General features: G+C 31.7%; 16 protein-coding genes. 14 read left to right on the forward strand and 2 right to left on the reverse strand.

Annotated elements, in window-relative coordinates:
• Positions 1 to 37 precede the first annotated feature (37 nt).
• The gene (locus SSABA_RS00475; RefSeq protein WP_025250647.1) at positions 38 to 508 is read left to right on the forward strand and encodes a PTS sugar transporter subunit IIA; all 471 of its coding nucleotides are present in this window, start codon (positions 38 to 40) and stop codon (positions 506 to 508) included.
• Positions 509 to 564: 56 nt separating this feature from the next.
• Here SSABA_RS00475 and SSABA_RS00480 read toward each other — a convergent pair whose 3' ends face one another.
• Positions 565 to 1,176, reverse strand: a complete 612-nt coding sequence (locus SSABA_RS00480) for a superoxide dismutase (RefSeq protein ID WP_025250648.1) — start codon at positions 1,174 to 1,176, stop codon at positions 565 to 567.
• A gap of 94 nt (positions 1,177 to 1,270) precedes the next feature.
• Here SSABA_RS00480 and SSABA_RS00485 point away from each other — a divergent pair, with 94 nt between their 5' ends.
• The 13 genes from SSABA_RS00485 (at position 1,271) to gatB (ending at position 18,990) form a co-directional block, all read left to right on the forward strand.
• Positions 1,271 to 2,299 (forward strand): CPBP family intramembrane glutamic endopeptidase, encoded by a 1,029-nt coding sequence (locus tag SSABA_RS00485; RefSeq protein ID WP_025250649.1) that lies wholly within the window; start codon positions 1,271 to 1,273, stop codon positions 2,297 to 2,299.
• A gap of 2 nt (positions 2,300 to 2,301) precedes the next feature.
• Positions 2,302 to 3,219 (forward strand): pseudouridine synthase, encoded by a 918-nt coding sequence (locus SSABA_RS00490; protein WP_025250650.1) that lies wholly within the window; start codon positions 2,302 to 2,304, stop codon positions 3,217 to 3,219.
• A gap of 70 nt (positions 3,220 to 3,289) precedes the next feature.
• Positions 3,290 to 5,200 (forward strand): hypothetical protein, encoded by a 1,911-nt coding sequence (locus SSABA_RS04905; RefSeq protein WP_025250651.1) that lies wholly within the window; start codon positions 3,290 to 3,292, stop codon positions 5,198 to 5,200.
• Between the two features lie 2 nt (positions 5,201 to 5,202).
• Positions 5,203 to 6,483 (forward strand): DMT family transporter, encoded by a 1,281-nt coding sequence (locus SSABA_RS00500; protein WP_025250652.1) that lies wholly within the window; start codon positions 5,203 to 5,205, stop codon positions 6,481 to 6,483.
• Positions 6,484 to 6,626: 143 nt separating this feature from the next.
• Positions 6,627 to 7,433, forward strand: coding sequence for a MurR/RpiR family transcriptional regulator (locus tag SSABA_RS00505; RefSeq protein ID WP_025250653.1), 807 nt, complete (start codon positions 6,627 to 6,629; stop codon positions 7,431 to 7,433).
• A 123-nt stretch (positions 7,434 to 7,556) separates the two neighbouring features.
• The gene (locus tag SSABA_RS00510; RefSeq protein ID WP_025250654.1) at positions 7,557 to 10,046 is read left to right on the forward strand and encodes a PTS fructose transporter subunit IIABC; all 2,490 of its coding nucleotides are present in this window, start codon (positions 7,557 to 7,559) and stop codon (positions 10,044 to 10,046) included.
• A 156-nt stretch (positions 10,047 to 10,202) separates the two neighbouring features.
• The gene (locus SSABA_RS00515; protein WP_025250655.1) at positions 10,203 to 11,411 is read left to right on the forward strand and encodes a hypothetical protein; all 1,209 of its coding nucleotides are present in this window, start codon (positions 10,203 to 10,205) and stop codon (positions 11,409 to 11,411) included.
• 144 nt (positions 11,412 to 11,555) lie between these two features.
• Positions 11,556 to 11,918 carry a hypothetical protein gene (locus tag SSABA_RS00520; RefSeq protein ID WP_025250656.1) on the forward strand — a complete coding sequence of 121 codons (363 nt, stop codon included), beginning with the start codon at positions 11,556 to 11,558 and terminating at the stop codon, positions 11,916 to 11,918.
• Positions 11,919 to 12,129: 211 nt separating this feature from the next.
• Positions 12,130 to 13,758 (forward strand): hypothetical protein, encoded by a 1,629-nt coding sequence (locus SSABA_RS00525; RefSeq protein WP_025250657.1) that lies wholly within the window; start codon positions 12,130 to 12,132, stop codon positions 13,756 to 13,758.
• Positions 13,759 to 13,769: 11 nt separating this feature from the next.
• Positions 13,770 to 15,782, forward strand: coding sequence for an NAD-dependent DNA ligase LigA (gene ligA / locus SSABA_RS00530; RefSeq protein ID WP_025250658.1), 2,013 nt, complete (start codon positions 13,770 to 13,772; stop codon positions 15,780 to 15,782).
• A 1-nt stretch (position 15,783) separates the two neighbouring features.
• A complete protein-coding gene (gene gatC / locus SSABA_RS00535; RefSeq protein ID WP_051464664.1) occupies positions 15,784 to 16,083 on the forward strand; it encodes an Asp-tRNA(Asn)/Glu-tRNA(Gln) amidotransferase subunit GatC in 300 nt (99 codons plus the stop codon).
• On the forward strand, positions 16,083 to 17,555 hold the full coding sequence (locus tag SSABA_RS00540) for an amidase family protein (protein WP_025250660.1): 1,473 nt from the start codon (positions 16,083 to 16,085) through the stop codon (positions 17,553 to 17,555). The genes gatC and SSABA_RS00540 overlap by 1 nt, the downstream gene beginning before the upstream one ends.
• Positions 17,548 to 18,990: an Asp-tRNA(Asn)/Glu-tRNA(Gln) amidotransferase subunit GatB gene (gene gatB, locus SSABA_RS00545; RefSeq protein WP_025250661.1), complete on the forward strand. Its 1,443-nt coding sequence runs from the start codon at positions 17,548 to 17,550 to the stop codon at positions 18,988 to 18,990. Before SSABA_RS00540 ends, gatB begins: the two co-directional genes overlap by 8 nt.
• Positions 18,991 to 19,053: 63 nt before the next feature.
• Here gatB and SSABA_RS00550 read toward each other — a convergent pair whose 3' ends face one another.
• Positions 19,054 to 19,749, reverse strand: a complete 696-nt coding sequence (locus SSABA_RS00550) for a potassium channel family protein (RefSeq protein ID WP_025250662.1) — start codon at positions 19,747 to 19,749, stop codon at positions 19,054 to 19,056.
• Positions 19,750 to 19,802: the final 53 nt, after the last annotated feature.

Consider the following 19,802-nt stretch of genomic DNA (forward strand, 5'->3'; position numbering starts at 1 on the left):
GGTATTATATTATTGTAATCGGAGGATAAATATGAGTTTATTTAGTAGAAACAAAGAAGTGCAAATTTTTGCACCCTGTGATGGGGAAATCATCGGCTTAGAAAAAGTAGAAGATGAAGTCTTTTCAGAAAAAATGTTAGGTGATGGTTTTGCAATTGACCCAACAAACGGATCTTTTGTAGCACCAATGGACGGAAAACTAGTAACAGTTTTTCCTTCTGGACACGCCTATGGTATTAGACATAAATCTGGTCTTGAAGCATTATTGCACATCGGCTTAGATACAGTAAGTCTTGACGGTGAAGGCTTTGACATCAAGGTTAAACAAGGTGACTCAGTTAAATCAGGTAATGCTCTTGTGGAAGTTGATTTAAAAGGAATTAGCGGCAAAGTTCCTTCAATTAAAACACCACTTGTCTTTACACAAGATTCTTTAGAAGGCCGCACTATTGAAATGGTGGCTAAGGGAAAAGTTAAACAAGGCGACCTAGTTGCGATAATAAAATAAAAAAAACGGAAATTTAAATTTCCGTTTTTTGTTGCCTATTATAATTTCTAATTCTCTTATTTTAAAGCATTTGTATAAAGTTTTTGAACCATTTCTCAATCAATATTTTTCAAAACATTTCTTACATATTCTTCTCGATTATCAAGATAATCAAGAGTGTAGGCGTGCTCTCAAACACAAATTCCAATAATTGGGGTCATACCCAAAAATCACGGGTTATCCTGGTTAAAAGTGTTGTAAATTCTCATGTTTTCGTTTCTATCAATAACAAGCCATGTTCAGCCACTTCCGAAGATCGATAGCGCATATCTTGCAATTTCGTCACAAAATCCTTCTACAGTTTTAAAGTTATAAAGGATTGCTTCCTTCAAAGGTCCATCGGTCAATTTTACGTCTTTCTTTAATATCTTGAAGTAAAAGTTGAGGTTTATTAAACCCCCTCCAAATTGGCGCACCGCCACATGAAGTTCTTTTGGCAAACTTAGGTAATTTCTAACTAAATCTTCTAGAGTTTTAATGGACTCTGGTAATTCATATTTAGATAAAACTTTGTTTAGCACAGTTTCGTAAGCAAGATGATGTCTATTGTAGTGTAAATCAATTTGTTCTTTTGAAATAACTGGTTCTAGAAAATCAATTTCTTCCCCCAGCTCAATTCTTTTAAACATTTTTTTCCTTCTTTCTATTAACACCTAAGATAATATTATATTAATAATCAAAAATTGCATTATTAAAGTAAAATAAATTATAGGAGGTTTTTTTATGAACAATTTGTATCCAAATAATAATTTAACTGATGAAGAAGTCATAAAGCCTAAAAATAAGAAAAGAGGCTGAGAAGCAATTGAAATTCCAAGTCGATTGGTAAATGTTAATTATCCTTTTGATTTTAAGACTTATACAAAAAAAAGTGTTGGAATAATTTTTTTATTTACAGGTTTAATCATTCCGCTAACTATTGGATTAATTTTAAAATATGTATTTTCTCCAGAAAGTGATTTTAATAGTAGTTTGACTTTGATAAATTGACTTTTCTATGTTATTTCCAATGGAATTGGTTTTTTTATAATATGAGATAAGCGGCGCTCAAAGATATTCAAAACAACACTTTCACTGTTTTATCTTTATATCTTGATGCCAATTATCGTATCAATAATTGCTGCGGTTTTTGCAATGGTGCCTAATGTAAACTCAAATATCCAGTTTTCAATTCAAATAATTTTGCAAAGTATTTTTTATGGTTTCATGATTTTTTTAACCTTTAATTATATCCCTGATTTCAAAGCACGGTTTTCAATTACATTGAAGCAAAATTGAAAAATGTTTTTAGTAGTTATACTAGTTGGATTTCTAGCAATTTTAATATTATCAATTGCTTATAATCAAATCCTTAAAGCAATCGGCTGAAATCTGGGTAATTCAAACAACCAAGAAAGCTTAATCTCGCCATTAAAAGACCCCAATATTGGAGTGAGAATTTTTGCGGCTATTTCACTGTTTGTTTTTACTGTTATTGCCGCCCCGCTTTTAGAGGAAATTGTTTTTCGTGATGCTGTCTTTGTTGGAACTTCAAACCGTTGAACTGGCTGAATAATGTCAATGTTTCTATTTGCATATGTTCATATTTATCAAACTGGTGAATTTCAAAGTATTTTTCAATATTTAATCGGTGGTTTTGTTTTAGCAACAGCATTTAATGTTTGTCGCGGAAACCTTGTTTATACTTGAGGAATTCACGCAGCTTATAATTTATTTTCATTTATTTTGATAGTCATCGAGGCTAGTCAATAATTATGAAAAAAATTGTTATTCAAAAAAATGATGAAGGTCAGTCATTATTTAAGTTCATAAAAAAAAGTTATTCAACAACGCCATTATCAGTAATTTATAAATGGTTTAGAACCGGCAAGATAAAGGTAAATAATAAGAAAACTAAAGATCAAAAGTTTTTGCTAAAATCTGGGGATGAAGTTTGAATTTATGATACAAATAATTCAGTTATTCGAGACCAATTTAGAAGAGAGGAATTCTCAGACTTGCAAATTGTTTATGAAGATAGTAACTTGGTAATTATTGACAAGCCTCACAATACTGAAGTTCACTCACCAATTAACAATTGTTTGGATAATAAGGTAAAATCCTATCTTCTAGAAAAACAAGAATACAATCCAGATCAAGAAAATAGCTTTATGGTAAGCCATGTCCACCGCCTAGATAAATTAACTCGTGGGCTAATTATTTATGCTAAAAACCGACAGGCTTTAGAGGTGCTTTTGTTAGCAATAAAAGACAAGCAGCAAATCAAAAAAACCTATTGAGCCCAGTTAGAAAGCGATTGAAGTGGGGAGAAAAGATGTGATGGTTGAATCAAGTACAACAGTGACTTGCAAAAAGCAGTTTATCAAGAAAATTTCAAGGAAGGTTTCAAAGAAGCGAGTACGGTTTTTTCTGAACTGATACCCAATTCAAGTTGGGTCGAGGTTTTGTTGGAGACTGGTCGCAAGCACCAAATAAGAGCAACCCTTGAGTTTTTAAGAAAACCAATCAAGTTTGATTTTCGCTATGGAGCAAAGCGGAAGACCAGCGACAAATTAATTATGTTATTTGCTGTTGAACTAGAATTCGCAAATCTTCCCGAACCACTGCAGTATTTAAATGATGTAAAAATCTCAATTAAAGAAAAAATTAAAGAACTATATGAAACTATTTAAGAATTTGATTTAAAAAAAATTAAAGGATAAAACACGGATATGTTAAAATAATTTAGAAAGAGGAATGATTATGGTTTCAACAAAACACGGAATTACAAGCACAATTGTTGGAACAATAATTTCTTTGTTTGGAGCACTAATTCAATTCCTAACTTTATATTTTGTTTTAGAAAAATTTGGATCAACATTTAACGGGTTTGTTAAAATAGCAACAGCAATTGGAGCACTAATCGGGACAGCAGACGGAGCTTTAGGAATTGCTACAACAATTTTATTGGTTAAGCCTATTGCTCAAAAAGATTGAATAACAGCTAACGAAATTTTCTCAACAGCACGAAAAAACTACCGAAAGGGAGCCAAACTATCAGTTACTTTACTATTGCTATCGGCTATTTTCTATCCAATTTGAGTAGTTATTAGTAGCTCAACAACTGACTTTAGCGAATTTTTTAAGCATTTTGGAATAGTTTTAAACGGTAATTCAAATGTAACGTTCGCCCCTTATTGACAAATGCTTTGCATCATATTACTATTTGGAGCCAAAAATTTGGGTTCAGGAGTTTTCTTTGGTGTCTATGAAAATATTATCACCGCAGATAGTGAAAATGCAGTAAGGCGAATAATTATTTTATTTACAGATATTATTGTTTATTCAATATTCTTTTATTTACTTACATTTGATTCAACAGATCCAATAATTCCCTTTTTGGCAATGCTAATTTATTCGCCATTGCGGGGTTGCTTAATAATGATTTATGTTAAAAGGACTTATGTATGAATTAAATTTTATCCAGAGTTTAATAACTATAAATTAAAAATTGCAGCTAAAGAGATTTCTCAAAGTAATTTGGGAACTTCGGTTTTAATGAACACAGATATTTTAATTGCAGCGGTATTATTGGGTTTGAATGCATCTTCGGTGTTATCGCTTTACTTTGTAATTGCTGTTAATATTCGCTTAATTATGACTAATTTTATTACTTCATTTAGGGAGTTTTTTGTAGTTCTAGTAATTAAGAACGGTCGAATTTATTGAAATAGTTATTCAAAGTATGAAATTTATACTTATATTGTCGGCGCCTTTACTTTTATAAATATGGCTATTTTATCACCTTATTTAGTAAGTGCCCTATATGGTAACTTAATGGACGCCCAAATTGCTAACTCTGTTGGTGAAAATATTTGAACAAACTCGGAATTAATTTTATACCGCTATGTTTTTTATAACCCAACATTCTCAATGATATTCGCGGGAATAACCACCTTAGCAATTTTGTGTGAATCACAAATAAATATTATTCAAGCAAAGGGTCGTTTTGCTGAGGTAACTAAAGTCCAAAATTTTCTAGGTTTTACATATATTGTTCTAGCATTTGCTGTTACTGCACTATTTGCTTTTCTTAGAGTTGGTGGCGATCAATATTTAGTTTTATCACTAATGATGTTTATGCTTTTAAAATTGTTCTTTTTATTTATTCGTTATTCATACCTATGATTTTATGTTTATCGATATGGAACATACAATTCAAATATTAAAAATGTTATTCAGAATGCATTAATTTTAATTGTCCCAATAGCAATTGCCACAACAATTCAACTTACAGTAATTGGTCGTGTTATCCCGTTAAATTTAGAACATCTACGATTCTTACCGTTAGTTGGATTATTTTTTACAACTGTATTTTGTTCAATTGCGTTGATATTTTTAGTTGCAATAATTTTATCACCAAAAATGGTGGTCGGCATAGTTCGCCGCCTACCAATACTTGGAGAGAGATACCGCCGCCGCAAGGAAAAAGAGCGCGATGAGCGTTTAAGTAAAAATAATATTTCATTGGCAGATGTAAATGCCAAGGGAAATTTAATCGTCCAAGATTATATTAGTATTAATGAAAATGAAATTGAAAAAGAATTAGAAAATCAAAATTTGGGCAAGACCCAAACTACAGAAGCTAAAAAAGTTTACAAATTGAAAGGTTAAACATGAAAAATCACAATCAAACAGAAGACCAGCAGGATCATTTTTTTCAAGAGACTGCTGCTCAAAAAAATCACAAAACCGTCTTGATTGGAATTTTAGTTGGACTTTGTAGTGCAATAATATATTCTTTAATGCCACTACTAAGTAATATCGAAACAGCCATCGAAAATTCGCAATCAGGATTTGGGCGTTATGGGCCTTACACTGTATCAACTCTTTATGTAACATGACAAGAAATTGCTGCTGCAATAACAATATTTTTTATTTTCGGACCAATGCGAGCAATTCGCTCATTTAAATTATTAAAACATCGCGAAGCTTGATACATTGTATTGTTTGGTTTCCTTGGGGGACCAGTTGCAATGGTCTTCATCACGCTAGCGGCACTATTTGTAATGACTGGTGCTGGACTAAGTGATGGAACCATCGGTTCAATGCTGTTAAACTTACAGCCAGTATTTTGTGCTCTTGCAGCAATGTTTGTTTTAAAACAGAAACAATCAAACTACACAATCGCCGCTTTGGCAGTTACAGCAATTTTAATGGTTGGTTTTGTAACTACTTTTGGAGTAAAAGAACAAATCCAAACTAAATCAATACTGGGAATAGTTTTCGCCTTAATCGCGGCGGGACTATATACCCTTGAAGCTATTGGAATGGAAAAATTAATGAAGTATTCAAAGTACAATTTTCCGTTCCAAGAAACCACTTTTATTAAAACAACATTTTCAGCGCTTTTCATGATTGTTTTAATGCCAATTGCAAGTTCAACTGATTTTTGAACTAGTGGTGGTTCAGTTGGTGCTAAGAATTATGGTCAAGCATTTATTGATGGTTGGGCCTCTTTTGAAATTATGAAGTCTTGAGTTGTTGCCCTGAAATTTATTGGTTGTGGGGTATTATTAGCTTTTGGTCGTTCAATGTACTACTTTGCAATCAAAAAAGCCAGTGGTACTTATGCAGCATCAACGCAATTGTTAATGTTAATTTGAACCCCAGCAATTCAATACTTAATGAACGGTATTGCTCAGGCAACCGGCAAAATAGCCCAAACTGATGTTCCGTGAAATGCTAATTCAATAAATGATATAAGAATTCTAACATCAGAGCCGCAAACATATTATTGATATTTTGTAGTTCCAATTATTTTATGTTTATTTATAATTACTTTTAACCAGCTGTTTGTTGATTTACAAACAAAAGGTTGAGTAGTGACTAAGGAAATTTGATTTACAAGAACTAATAAAAACAAAAAACCAAGTAAAGTAATTGAAGAAAATTAGTTATAAAATATTTTAAAACACAGCTTTTAGAGCTGTGTTTTTTATTGGTTATTTTGAAATAATAAATTTAAAAGGTTTAGGCAATTTGTTCTACCTTTTAGGCTTTAAATAATTTAAAATAATAATATGCAAGAGGAAAAAATATGATTCTAGAACAAATTTATAAATATAGCAAAGAAAGCGAAACCAGCAACGCCTCAATCTCAAAGTCAATCATTGATGAAATTACAAGTAATAAAGGCTTCAATTTAACGGTAGTTCAATTGGCAGAGAAAAGCGGCTGTAGTCAGTCTACGGTTTCAAAATACATTAAAAACGCTTTGGAAATAGAAACTTATCGTGAACTTGTGGTTTGCTTGAATAAGGAAATCACCCGCTATTTTGAAGATAAGTATAACAATAATAATTTTGAAGAAAATTCCATAGCAATTATTTCGGATTTGCAAAAAACTCTTAAAAATTTAGACCCCCAAAAAGTTAAAGAAGCCGCCACTCTCATTTTTAATGCCGAAAAAATTTGTATTGCAGCCATTGGGGGCAATATTGCATTAAAATACGAGATTGAACATAAACTATCTCAAACGGGGAAGTTTATCATGATAGGAACTGATTGGCACCAACAATCAATTAACATTAATTTTATGAAAAAAAATGATGTTGTAATATTAATATCCTATTCAGGTGATAAATTCGAAACTAATAGAATCATTGAAAAAGCAAACGAAAAGGGAATTACTGTAATAACTTTCACAGGAGCATTCCCCTCTAAAGTGAAGAGTAAATCCAATTGTGATTTTCAAATTGAGTCAAAGGATGCCAAATTTAGGTCATTTTCATTTACGAGCCGAATTTGTGCCTTTGCAATTTGAGAAATGATCTTTAAAGACTTTTTATCAATGGATGTAATAACAAGCGATGTTATTGATGCTTGAAAATGACAACAAAAATAAATCAAAAAAACGGAAATTACTTTCCGTTTTTTTGTGTTTATATGTTAAATTCAATAAAATCTGGAAATTATATTCCAAATTGGAATATAATCCAGTATAATCAAAACAGAAAGAAGGTTTAAAATGACTGATGATATTTTCAAAAGTGAACTGATTTTTTTAGATCAGCAATTAAATTCTAAAGCAGAGGTTTTTGACTTTATTGCTGAAGTTAGTTTAAAAAATCAGCTCACAAATAACAAACAGGCTTTGATTAGTGGTTTTGAAAATCGTGAGCAAGAAGGCTCAACTGGATTTGAAGATGGTTTTGCAATTCCTCATGCAAGAATAGCTGAAGTAAAACAAGCAGCAGTTTTCATTATAAGATTGAAAAATGGGGTCGATTGGAATTCCTTAGATGGAAAACCTACTAACGTAGTAATCGCCTTGCTGGTTCCTGACGGACCTAGCGGAGATGAACACTTGAGTATCTTAAGTAGTATTGCCACAAAATTATTAAACGAAGATTTCAAATCTAAAATGAATTTGGCTAAATCAAAAAAACAAATTCTAGAACTACTTAGAGCCAAGGAAGACCAAAGTTCTGCTATAAAAGAGTTACAATCTGAAAATCAAAATGCAAAATTGAAAGTCGTTGCAATTACTGCTTGTATCACCGGAATCGCTCACACTTATTTAGCAGAAGAAAAATTACTACAAGAGTTGCCAAAGCATGGTTACTCTATTCGTGTGGAAACCCAAGGTTCTAAAGGGGTCGGAACCCCTTTGAAGGAATCTGAAATTAAAGAAGCAGATTTAGTGATTTTTGCAACAGACACAAATGTTGACAAAAGTCGTTTTATTGGTAAGAAGTGTTATCAAACAAAAGTTGCCAAGGCTATGAAAGACCCCTTGGGAACAGTTAAAAACGCGATTGATTTGGGAACTATAATTGAAGGAAAAACTAATTTTCAAACCAAGTCCTCAAAAGATCGCGAAGGTGTAATGTCTCATATTATGGCAGGAATTTCATATATGATACCTGTGATTGTGCTTGGGGGAATTTGTTTAGCTTTCTCAATTGGAATTGCTAAGGCCATTTGGGGACCAACTGCTGGAACAGACGGACCCAATGGTGAATACAAGTGGGGAATTTTAAATACAATGAGCCTTGTGGGGGGGGCAGCCTTTGCAATGATGATCCCAATTTTAGCAGGGTTCATTGGTAATTCGATTTCTGGAAGAGCTGCAATTGCCCCAGCAATGGTGGGAGCTTTCTTAGGAAACAACCCAGCAAACTTTATGCCATTGCCTGGAATGGATGTTGTAGCAACTCCAGCTGGATTTCTGGGAGCAATCGCAGCTGGATTAATGGCTGGTTATGCTGTTAAATGAATTAATACTTGAAGAGTTCCAAGAACCTTACAAGCAGCAATGCCAATTTTCTTCATTCCAATCGTTGTTGGATTGGGAATAGGGTTATTATTTATTTATGTAATTGGGGGACCAATTGGATGATTAATGGATCAAATTTCTAAAGGCTTTTCTCAGGCCTATAAATCTAAGCTTGGAGTTTTTGCTGGCCTAGGCTTAGGAATGGCTTTGGGAGCAATGGCTGGTTTTGATATGGGAGGGCCTGTTAATAAAATCGCCTTTGTTACAGGTTCAGCACTTATAACTGCTGGAATTTATGAACCAATGGGGGCTGTAGCTGCGGCTATTCCTGTGGCCCCATTAGGAATGGGAATTACAACATTGGTTGTACCAAAGTTCTTCGACAAAGATACAAAAAATTTAGGAATTGCTGCAATTATTATGGGTTGCATTGGAATTTCTGAGGGAGCAATTCCTTTTGCGATTCGTGACCCAAAAAGAGCTGTTGTTTCTAATGTCCTTGGATCAGCTGTTGCTGGGGGAATTGCTGGAGCCTTAATGGTAACTAATGCGGCCGCTCATGGTGGACCAATTGTTGCAATTTTGGGAGCAGTTCCATATGGACTACAAACCTTATTTTTCTTTATTGCCATTATTGCTGGGGTTGCCACAACTACTTTAGTATATTCTTCATGATTATTATATGATGCTGGTAAACCTGGATCTGTTAAAGAAGCGCATGTTGAAAGACTTTACCAATTAAATCAAAATTGTAAATCAGAAATTAATGATTTGAAAGAACAAATCTTTATTAAAAAAAGCGTTTCTAAAAAACAAATTCGAGAAGCAAAATTATCAAATCAAGATTTCAATAAAATTAAAACTGCTACAAATTCTGAAATTCAAGAAATTCAAGAAAAAATTAAACAAACTAAAAATGATTATAACTTGCAAAAAGAAAAAGCTAAAATTGCTTTCAATTTAATTAAAAAAGATGAAGCAACCTTTTTGAAAACCAAGGTATCTGAGGTAAAAGAATTTTTTGGTAAAGCTGGTTTTGAAAAAAAAGAAAAACTAAAATCTTTAAAAGATGATTTAACAAAAAAAGAGGCTTCAGCCAATAAATTGGAAGTTAAAAATTTGAAAACTGAATTTTTGAATCAAAAGCAGGAATTAGATTCTGACTACAAAGAACAAATAAAAAACTATCAAATTAACATTCATAAAAAATTTGTTGATCAATACAAACAAATAGTCTAAAAGTTATTACATTATTTTTCTTGCCCTCAACTAAAGCAATTTTAGTTGAGGGCTTTTATTTTTGATTTTTTGAAAAAGATGGTCTAAGCACCCAATCTAAAAAAATAGCAATTCAAGTTGACTAAGATTTTATTTAATAAATGTGAGGAGAATAAAATGAAAAAAATACTAAGTTTCTTGGGAACAACCTCAATTGTTGTATCAGCTCCTCTAAGTGCTGTGGCTTGCCGCAGTATTGATAAAATTAAAGAAGAATTTGATTTTGAATTACTAAAAAATCAAATGATGGAAACTATTAACACAATTTTTCAAGAATATTTAAGCTCTGACTTTGAAAACTTCTATTTTATTGAAGAGGGAACCAAGGCGCCTCTAGAAAAATATTTGGTTGCTGATTTAATTGCCAATAAAGAAGAAATCGAATCTAAAGGATCAGCTTTTTTTGAATTAAGTGAAAGCATCAAGGGAATTATTAATTGACAAAAAATTTTAAAAGAGGTCAACCAAGAAGTTGTTACCAACGTTCAGTACAGACAATTATTAATTGACGGGCAAAACCCATTAAAAAATGGCTATGAAATAAGCGAAATCACAATCGAGCCAAAAGCCAACGACACGGCAGTTACTATTAATTTAAAAATACAAGCAGATGTTTGGTTTCTTGACAAAATTCAAGAACAAGCATTTGAAACTATTTATTTCACAAATCAAATTAGCATTTTTGAAGAAAGCCAAGATGTAGAAAAATTAACAAGTATTCAAAAAAAATACAAGGCTGAAATTAATAGTTCTGAAATCGCTAATAGCTTTTTCTACAATAGTGATCATGGAGATTTAGAAGAAACTGCCCGTAATATTAGTTCGGATAAAGAAATCAAAAATCAAATTATTAATATTGTAGAAGAAATTATTGAGGACGAAAATCTCGTTATTAATAAGGACTTTTTAATTAAACCATCAGCCAATGATTCCCTACAATCAGCCTCTCCTGTAACTGATGAGCCTAATCTAGATGATCTTATTGATTTAATGATTGACGCTATGAAATCAGGTAGCAAAGAAGACTTTGAGGATGTTGCATCCAAAATATTAATTTCTGAAAACGAGTTATATTTTGAATTTTATGACACAATTGGTATTGATCCCCCCAAAGATTCAAAAACCTCAAACTTAATTAATCCTTACTATTTGGACTTTAAATATAATTCGACTCTTGATTCATTATTTAAAATGGCTCTAGTAATTCAGGGTAATAAATTTAAAATTGATCCAGAAAATGATGATATTAATACTATTGCAATTTTTAAGACTGAAATCTCAAAAATTAAACTGGAATACAAAAATTCAAGTTTTGAGTTGCCCTAAATGTGAATTGTTGTTCGCCAGCAATTAACTGAAACACAAAGTGTTGATAGTGTTTTAAAAAACTTCTATTCAAATGCTTTTGAACTACAAAGAAGCTTTTACAATCTTGATTAAGAATTTTATGAAAATGAATATGCCGAGCAATTGCAGATCTTAAAACCCGAGAAGTGAAAAGAAATTAAACCAGAAACTAAATTATTAGCCACAGATTATTTTGATGATTTAGTTGACGCAAATAAAGAAGCCAAAGCGATAAGCAGTGAATTCGGGCTTACAAACTATTTTTCCTATCAAGATAATCGTTTTTTTCGTTATAACAATATTAAATGAATTGATTTTGATGAAAAAGACATTATGAAGTTATATGTTTCTGATGATTATGATGAAGATAGCTGATATAAACCCAAAATGAATACTTATTTTTTTTCAAATGGAAAAAACTGGCTTAAACGCTCCCAACTTTGTTTCAATCTTGGTGAAGCGGGTATAGATTTTTTACTAATCTAATTGCCCTTATAAATTTGGTAACTTTATTGCAAATTTAAACTTTATATATAAAAAGTCAACCAAAAGAAGTGATAACTACTTTTTATATGGTTGGCTTTTATATTAGAATGACTAGCTTTTTTAGAGATTGCTTTTCCAACCAAACTGATTTATTATTGTAGTTTTTTAGTCCTTTTGATACTATGCTATAATATTGAAAAGGAGTATTGTCATGCAATTATCTTTATATGGTCTTGGTTTTGCAACCTTTTTAATTTTTGTCAGCTACACGTCAGGCAATATTATTTCCCAGGTTTTTAAATTTCGTTCAAAAAATTCTTTTTCTAACATTGCTTTAGGATTTTTTTCATATTTTGCTACTTTGACAATTTTGTCATTCCCGCTACAATTATTTGGTAATTTACCCTATATATTTTTTATTTATTACACAATAGTTTTATCTCAGGTTTATTTGCTTGTTTGCTTATTATTGTTTCGTTATTGAATTACATCCTCAGTTTTTTCAATTGGATCAATAGTCTTTTTTACTGTTGTTTTAATTCTAATGGGAGTCAATTTTATAATTCAAATTTATTTGCGACCAGGAAATTTTGCAGAGTATAAAACCAGTTTAACAATTCTTGAGTGGTTAAAAGATAATCCTGTATCGCTTTTTAATAGCAATAACACATTATTTAACTTTTTAGGATTTAAACCAATTCAGTCTTGATACACATTTCAGCTATCAATGATACTGTTAACCGGATCACAGCCATTTGAATACGATAGTTTAATCTTGACATTTAATTTCTTTTTAGAATCATTTATTTTAGCATCGATTTTAATCACGGTTGCTATTCGATTCAATGAAGTTCAACATCAAGGTTATCGCCAAATCGGATTAGTTTCAACTATTTTACTATTTATAATGCTAAAGTTCTTTTTGGGATTTATCGATTTTGCAATTTGAAATGAATTAACGTATTTTATTTATTTAATTTTTTATGCAATTACTTTGTTAATAAGTTATTCATCTCCAAAGTTTCGCGAAGCAAATTTACCGATGGTGATTGGATTTTTACTTGCTGGTTACATTTCGTTTTCATGGGAAAATTCATATCCAATGATTTTTTTATTGTACTGCATTGTTTTTACATTACAAAGTACGCTATCAAAAAATTACACAAAAGATATTATTAAGATTATTATGTTCCCCTTGATCAACTTAATCTTCTTCAACGTTCTTCAACGCCTTTATGTTCAGGCTGTAATTTTCTCTGTAATTATATTAATTTTCTTCTTGGTTATTTACTTTATGACAAAAAATTATTCAAAAATTATAAAATTTGAAACCGCCTTCGATAATCATAATAAGTTTTTTATGCTTTTTCTTCCGGTTGTTTTCTCAGCTATTTCATTAATTTTAATATTGTCATCAAATCAAAATTTGAAAGATATGTTTATAAATTATTTAAGCTTTATATATAAATGAACAATTTTAGTTGAACTTCCAGCGGCTCGTGAGTGAATCGCATTAATCTCAACCATTTTACTAATTGTTTTATCACTAGTTTGAATTTTTATCAGAAAAAGATTTGAACCAAGCCAAACAACAGCAATTATTGATTTAACAACGATTAGTTTTATAACTTTTTATAATCCTTTGGTTATTAGATTTATTTCCGTGATTTATAGTGATTTTATTAATCTAAATGGATTCATCATGGCAGTTCTTTTTGTTGAATTAATAACTGTGGCACTCTACTCCTTAACAAACCGTTTTGGAAAATACTTAGAAAACCGTACCATTAAAAACCGCCCCAAAGTTAGGTATAAACCAAACTTTATTGAAATTAATTAGAGGAAAATTATATGAAAAAATCTGAAGCACAACAAAAAATTAAAGCATTAACAAAAAATCTTCAACAGTGAAATGTTGAGTATTATGAAAACGATGCTCCCTCAGTTGATGATGCTGAATATGATAGCGCCCTAAATGAGCTTAAACAACTTGAAACTCAGTTTCCTGAATTAATCACACCCAACTCTCCAACTCAAAGGGTCGGAGGTTTTGTGGCGCAAAAATTTGAAAAATATACTCATCGAAGTCCAATGCTGAGTTTAAGCAATGCTTTCTCTAAAGAAGATTTAATTGAATTTGATCAACAAGTTCAAAAAGCGACAGGCAAAATTAGTCATGATTACTTTGTTGAATTAAAAATTGATGGTCTCTCAATAGCGTTGATTTATGAAAATGGTCGCTTATTCAAGGCTGTAACTCGCGGTGATGGGATTACTGGAGAAGATGTAACAGCCAATGTCAAAATGATTAAAGCAATTCCCCACACTATTGATAATTTAAATAACGGAACAGTTGAGGTTCGAGGCGAAGTTTATTTATCAAAACATGAATTTGAAAAAATAAATCAACAACGCGCTGAAAACGATGAAGCATTATTTGCTAATCCCCGAAATGCAGCAGCAGGAACCCTAAGACAACTTGATGCTCGAGTTGTTGAGTCTAGAAACTTACAAGCATTTTTATACTTTTATATGAACCGAGAATCAAAAGCGGTCCCAACTCATGCTGACTCATTAAACTTAATTGAACAATTGGGTTTTCCGATTAATAAGGAAGGGCGTTTGTGTAAAAATATTGAACAAGTTTGAGATTATATTGTTGAATATACCGAATCACGCAGTAAATTACCTTACGAAATTGACGGAATTGTTATTAAAATTAATGATTTCAATTTATATGAAAAAATTGGCTATACAAGTAAAAGTCCAAAGTGAGCAATTGCTTTTAAATTTCCCGCCGAAATTAAAACAACCCAAATTTTAGACATTTTTCCAACGATTGGAAGGACAGGTCGAGTAACATATAATGCTAAATTAGAACCAGTTCAAATTGCTGGAACGATTGTGAGAGCAGCCACCCTGCATAATGCTGATTTTATAGAATCGCGAGATATACGAATCAAATCACAAGTTAAAATTAAAAAAGCCGGAGATATTATCCCTGAAGTAATCGGGGTAATTCAAGATGAGAGTTTTTCAAGTTTACCAATTTGAAGCCCAGCCACAACTTGCCCTAATTGCTCTAGTGAGTTAGAACGAAGCGAAGGAGAGGTTGATCAATATTGTATCAATAGTAAGTGTCCCAGCATCATAATGCGCAGCCTTCAACATTTTACAAGTCGGGATGCTACCAACATTGAGGGTCTAAGTATTAAAATTCTTGAAAAATTATATGACCAAGGCTTTATAAAAGACGTAGCTGATATTTTTACCTTGAGTCAACACCATCAAGACATTATTCAATTAGATAACTTTGGTGAAAAAAGTTATGCAAATTTGGTGGCAGCTATTGAAAAAAGTAAAAATAATTCTTGTGAACGATTATTGTTTGGTTTAGGAATTCGCCATGTTGGTAAAAAAACCGCTAAAATATTGGCAAAAAATTACAAATCAATAAAAAATTTGGTTAAAATAAATGTAGATGACTTAGCAGTGATTTATGATATTGGAAGCGTGGTTGCTCAATCAGTTGTTGACTGATTTGCAATCGAGGAAAATTTAAGCGTTATTGCAAAATTGGAAGCTTTAAATGTCAATCTAGATTACTTTAGTAATAATGATACTCAAGTTCATAAAGACTTTCAAAATAAAATTTTTGTAATTACAGGAACTTTATCAAAATCACGAAATTACTATCGCGAGCTTTTAGAAAACCTTGGTGCTCGAGTAACTGATAGCGTAAGTAAAAATACGAATTATCTTTTAGCTGGCCAAGATTCAGGAAGTAAACTTGGAAAAGCTGAGAGTCTAGGCGTGAAAATAATCACAGAAATTGATCTCAAAGATTTAATGGAGGAAAAATAAAATGGAAATGAAAAAAATTTCACCAAATTTAGTTAAAGAACTTGCAAATGATATTATGTTGGATATTTCAGATGATGAAGCTTTAGATATTTATAATACAGAAAGTAGTTTAAAGAAGAAATTTGCTAAAGTCTTAAAAATAAATACTGATAATGTTGAACCAATGTACTATCCGTTTGAAACTAATTTCATTGGAATGCGCGAGGATGAGGTAATGTCAACTAATAATCAAAAAGAAGTTTTGGCAAACGCTCCTTCAACTGAGGGTGACTTTATCACGATAGTGAAGGTGGTTAAATAATGAAATACGAAAATTTGTCAATTGAACAGCTTCACGAACTTTTAAAGAATAAAAAATTCACAGTTACAGAATTAACTCAAGCAGTTTTAAAAAATGCCAAAAAATATAGTAATGAAAATTTTTTAGTGACTAGTTGTGATGAGTTAGCTTTAAAAAATGCTAAAAAACTGGATAATAATTTTGAATTAGATAACCTTTTGTTTGGAATTCCTTATATGATGAAAGATAATTTAGCAACTAAAGGAATTAAGACAACGGCTTCTTCAAAAATTCTTTCAAACTTTATACCAACTTACAATGCAACTGTTTTTGATTCTTTAAATCAGGTGCAAAGCATAATGATCGGAAAAACAGCCCTTGATGAATTAGGGATGGGTGGGACTGGGCTGCTTGCAGCTACAGGAATAATTACTAATCCACGAAATTCAAAACATCAAGTTGGAGGAAGTTCAAGTGGAAGTGCTTGAGCTGTTGCCAAGGGAATTGTTCCATTTGCAACTGGAACTGATACTGGAGATTCAATCCGAAAACCAGCTAGTTATAACGGGATTGTTGGTTATAAACCAACTTATGGAGCGATCTCGCGTTTTGGATTGCTTCCATATGCTCCCAGTTTAGATCATGTTGGTTTTTTCACTCGCAATGTTAACGACATGGCAATTCTAGCGGATGCTTCAATTAGTCTAGATTCAAAAGATTTAACAAGTATGCCAATCGCTGAAAAGGATTTTTTTAAAAACCTCAATAATTTTAATTCAAAAAATAAATTTGGATACATTATTGAAATTCACGAAGCTTTACCCAAAGATTTAAAAACTGCTTACGACAATTTTTTCAAAAAACTTCGCGAAGCAGGAGTTAGTGTTGAGGGTGTTCACTTTAAAAAAGAATTATTGCAAACAATTCCTTCTGTTTATATGATGATTTCTTTTTCAGAAGCCGTCAGTCAAAGTTCCAACTTAAATGGAATTAATTTTACAAATCGCATTGATGGTAAGGACTATGCTGAAATAATGACTAAAACTCGTAGTCAACTTTTTGGGCCAATTGTAAAACGTCGTTTTTTAGTTGGTAGTTTTCAATTAAAGCGCGAAAACCAAGAATTATTACTTGAAAAAGCTAAAAAAGTTCGCCGCTTAATTGCCCAAGAACTTAAGAAAATATATAATGAAATTGATATTCTTATTCTACCTCCAGCAATTGATGTGGCCCCAAAAATCGACACTAAAAAAATTCTTGACTTAGAGGATAATGCTGATGATGATCTTGAATTTATTAATGATATTTTAATTTTAGCCAACTTCAATGGAATGCCGTCTATCACCATTCCATTTATTGAAAAAAATAATTTACCAATTGGAATAAATTTTTCGTGTGCTCCTTTAAAGGATCAAAAACTTTTGCAAGCAGCAAAGTTTGTCGAAAATATTATTGGAATTAAAGATCGAATTGCAGGTGATAATCATGAATAATTTTGAAGTTGTTATTGGTATAGAAAACCATGTCGAATTAAAGACCAAATCAAAAATGTTTTGTACAGGTCCTGTTGAATTTGGAGCAACTCCAAACACCAAGGTCAGCGAAGTTGATTTGGGTTATCCAGGAGCTTTGCCAACTGTCAATAAACAAGGGGTGAAACTGGCAATTTTAGCAGTTAATGCTTTAGGGATGGAATTAGATGATCTTTTAAGATTTGACCGCAAAAGTTATTTCTACCCAGATTTAGCTAAAGGATTTCAAATAACTCAGCAATTTCATCCAATTGGAAAAAATGGTAAAATCACAATTACTTTGGAAAATGGCAGCGAAAAGATAATTTCAGTTGAGAGAATTCATATTGAAGAGGACACTGCCAAACAGACTCATAAGGGTAATTTAACCTATTTAGATTATAACCGTAGTGGAGTTGGTCTAATCGAAATTGTTAGCGACCCTGTTTTGAGAAGTGCAGATGAGGCTGTTGGTTATGTTGAAAAATTGAGGGAAATTTTATTATTTTTAGGAATTAGTGATGTCAAAATGAACGAAGGTTCACTGCGATGTGATGTTAATATATCTTTGCGTCCTTTTGGCCATCCAAATTTTGGAACAAAAGTTGAAATTAAAAATTTAAATTCATTAAACAATGTTAAAAAAGCAATTGAATTTGAAATTAAACGTCAAAGCGCACTTTTATTAAGCGACCAAGAAGTAATTATGGAAACTCGCCGCTTTGATGAATCTTCGAATGAAACAGTTTCAATGAGAATTAAAACAGATGCTGTAGACTATCGCTATTTTAGAGAACCAAATATTTTGCCGATTAAATTAGATAAAAATTGGGTGCTTGATGTCATTAAAAATTCACCAGAGTTACCTCAAATTAAACGTCGCAGATATTTAAATGACTATTCTCTAAAAGAGGAGGAGGTTAATCAGCTTCTAGCTTCTTTGGAATTGACTAATTTCTTTGAAGTGACTCTTAAATATACTAATGAAGTAAACAAGGTTGTTAATTTACTTTTAGGAGATATTCAATCACATTTGAATAAAAATAACCTTGAAATTGGTGCTACCAAGCTGACCCCGCAGCTTTTAGGAACTTTATTAGAACTTATAAGTCAGGGTGTCATTTCTTCAAAGCATAGCAAAACAATTTTACCTATTTTAATTGAAAATGGCAATTCTGTTGAAGAAATTATTGAAGCTCATGGATTAAAACAAATCTCAGATCCAATTCAAATTGACGGCTTATTGACTCCAATTTTTGAAGAAAACAAAGATTTGCTAGAGCAATTTGAGCAAAGACCAGAAAGGGTCACAAAAACCATTATGGGACAGTTGATGAAGGAAACTGGAGGAAACGCTAATCCCGACGTTTCCCAAGAAATTATTTTAAAAAAAATTAAGGAATACAAAATTAAATAATATTAAAATTAAAACCTGTTGAATTGCTTCAACAGGTTTTTTAGTGAATAGTTCATTAATTTATTAGTTTTCTACTTCGTCGTCACCTTTAATTTTTAAAATTAAATCATTTACTGCTGTTATTCTCGCAAATAAAACGACCTGGTCATCTTTTTTCAAAATAGTTTTTTCATCTGGAAGGATTACTTTTCCTCCGCGCTTAATTTGAATTATATTTCAATTGTTATTTGCTGTTAGGTGTGACTCTTGAATGCTCTTATCAATCACTCCAGGATCGCTAACAATAATTGTTGTTGAAATAAAGTCATCATCGATTGACTGAACATCAATATCAATATCAAATAACGAACGAGTTGCAACCATTTTTCCTGAAATAATATCGGGAATAATAACCTGGTTTTCATCCAATCCTAAAGCCAATAAAATTCGCTTGTGACGTAAATCGTTTGCCTTGGCAATAATGTTGCCGATTCCTAAATCCAAAAGATTTAAAACGGTAATTATTGAAACCTCCATGTTGGAACCAAATGCAACGATAACCCCATCAAACTGCTTAATTCCTGCTTTCTCTAGAGAGGTCTTATTTGTTGCATCCAAAACGATACCCTCTGCTGTGGCCATCCCTGCTAAATGAGCATTTAACTTATGTTCGTCAAAGTCATAAACAACAACTGATTGTTTTTTATCTTCTAGGGTTTTGGTAACAGCCATCCCAAAGTTATTGGCCCCAATTACTGCAAAGCTTTTTTTCCTAGCCATTAATTATTTCCACCTCTCCATTACTTTTATTATTATACAACCAAAGCAGATTA

This window comes from Spiroplasma sabaudiense Ar-1343 (assembly GCF_000565215.1).
GTDB classification, from domain to species: domain Bacteria; phylum Bacillota_I; class Bacilli_A; order Mycoplasmatales; family Mycoplasmataceae; genus Spiroplasma_B; species Spiroplasma_B sabaudiense.